This is a genomic window from Archangium sp. (genome assembly GCF_036388035.1).
Classification (GTDB): domain Bacteria; phylum Myxococcota; class Myxococcia; order Myxococcales; family Myxococcaceae; genus Archangium.
This window is the reverse complement of record NZ_DASVSO010000590.1, coordinates 1-2,024: the sequence shown is the minus strand read 5'-3', so window position 1 is coordinate 2,024 and position 2,024 is coordinate 1. Positions and strand designations below refer to the sequence as shown.

At 71.5% G+C, this 2,024-nt stretch carries 3 protein-coding genes; 2 read left to right on the top strand and 1 reads right to left on the bottom strand.

What is annotated here, in order from left to right:
• Positions 1-214: 214 nt before the first annotated feature.
• Together VF697_RS24095 and VF697_RS24090 are read left to right on the top strand one after the other, a co-directional pair.
• On the top strand, positions 215-889 hold the full coding sequence (locus VF697_RS24095; RefSeq protein WP_331098826.1) for a TetR/AcrR family transcriptional regulator: 675 nt from the start codon (positions 215-217) through the stop codon (positions 887-889).
• Entirely contained in the window at positions 870-1,745 is an 876-nt protein-coding gene (locus VF697_RS24090; protein ID WP_331098824.1) for an SDR family oxidoreductase, read from the top strand. Before VF697_RS24095 ends, VF697_RS24090 begins: the two co-directional genes overlap by 20 nt.
• 1 nt (position 1,746) lies before the next feature.
• On the opposite strand, the gene VF697_RS24085 is transcribed toward VF697_RS24090, so the two are convergent.
• On the bottom strand, positions 1,747-2,024 hold a 278-nt coding region (locus VF697_RS24085), incomplete at its 5' end, for a DUF2071 domain-containing protein (protein WP_331098822.1).

The following is a 2,024-nucleotide window of genomic DNA, read 5'->3' as shown; positions in this document are numbered from 1 at the left end:
CCCCCGTATCGATGCTCCGGCTTCAGGCGGGTGCCCTCAACCCTCGAGGCCCGTCTGGCTGGCCGCCCAGCGCTCGCTCGCCACCTCGTTCCCCGGGTTCTCGTCCGTCCGCCTGGGTACCCCTCCTGAAGGGTTGGGCGCCCATCCCCCTTGATTCCAACCCCCTCGCACGGTTAGTTAGTTATCAGTAGCTAACCAATTCCGTGGTGGAGTCATGGGGCGTCCCCGACAGGTCCTGGACGAGGAGATTCTCGAGGTCGCGCGCGCGTGCTTCATCGAGCACGGCGCCTCGGTGAGCACCGAGGCCATCGCCACGCGGCTGGGAGTGTCCGGGCCGGCGCTGCTCAAGCGCTTTGGCAGCAAGCGGGAGCTGCTCAAGGCGGCGTTCTCGGTGGGGCAGATGTCCCCGGCGGCCCACCAGTGGCTCCAGAAGGCGGAAGCGGGGCCGGATGCGAGGGAGCTGCTCGAGCAGCTGCTCGAGATGACGCGGACCATCGACAGCTTCTTCCGGAAGATGGTGCCGGCCTTCGCGGTGTTGCGCGAGGCGGGGCTCACCCCCGAGGAGCTGCGCGGCGAGGGAAAGGAACCCCCGCCGGTGCGCGCGCACAACATGATGGTGGGCTGGTTCCGCCGGGCCCAGGAGCAGGGCCGCCTGCGCGCGGGGGACCCGAACGTCATGGCCAGCCTGTTCATGGCGGGCCTCCAGCACCGCTACTTCCTGGCCCACGTCACGGGCCAGACCGTCCCGCCGGAGGAGGAGGATCCCTGGCTGGAGCGCATGGTGGACATCTTCTGGCGCGGGGTGGCGCCGGAGTCCGAGGAAGGCGCGCTCGCCTCCGACAAGGCGCGTGCCTCGAAGGGCCAGGGCCATGGGAAACGAGAAGGCTGAGCCGAAGGCGAAGGGCCCGCGCGTCCTGGTGACGGGTGCCTCGGGCAACGTGGGGGCGCCGCTGGTGGCGCACCTCGTCCAGGGAGGCGCGAGCGTGCGCGTGGCCTCGCGCGAGGGCACGCGGGCTCCCCCGGGGACCACGGCGGTGCGCTTCGACTTCGAGGACCCGAGCACCCACGCGCCCGCGCTGGCCGGAGTGGAGAAGGTGTTCCTCCTGCGCCCGCCGGCCGTCACGGACGTGAACCGGCACCTGCTGCCCGTGGTGCGCGCGGCGAAGGACGCGGGCGTGCGGCACGTCGTCTTCCTGTCGCTGCTCGGGGTGGAGAAGAACCCGGTGGTGCCCCACGCGAAGGTGGAGCGCTTCATCCTGGAGGCCGGGGTGCCGCACACCTTCCTGCGCCCCGGCTTCTTCATGCAGAACCTGAGCACCACGCACCGCGAGGACATCCGCGAGCACGGAGAGCTCTTCGTCCCCGCGGGGAGCGGGCGCACGAGCTTCATCGACACGCGCGACATCGCGGCCGTGGGCGCCCGGACGCTGCTGGAGGAGGGGCACGAGGGCAAGGCGTACGACCTCACGGGCTCCGAGGCCCTCACCTACGCCGAGGTGGCCGCGCTCTTCACCGAGGTGCTCGGCCGGCCCATCCGCTACCCGGCGCCCGGAGCGCTGCGCTTCGCCGCGCGCTGGTACGGGCGGAACGTCCCCGCCTCCTACATCGCGGTGATGACGGGCATCTACACCGTGTGCCGGCTGGGGCTCGCCGGCACCGTCACCCCCGACACCGAGGCGCTGCTCGGCCGGGCGCCCATCTCGATGCGCCAGTTCATCCAGGACCACAAGAGCTGCTGGCTGTGACTCAGGGGCCCGGGGCTTCCAGCGGCCTGGGGGGCAGGAAGATGATGAACTCGGTGGAGCGCTGCACCAGCGCCGAGTGCGGCACGCTCTGCGGAGTGGTCAGCCCCAGCGCCTCGAAGACCTGGAAGCGGGCCGTGCGGACGTGGGCGCGGTGGAGCCGCAGGCGCTCGTGCCACACCGAGTACGTGCCGATCCCCCCATCCCTCCGGGTGTAGAAGCCCTCGAGCGGGTGGGTGAGGGCGAGCGCGGTCTCCTCCTCGTCGCGGAAGCCGTCCAGGC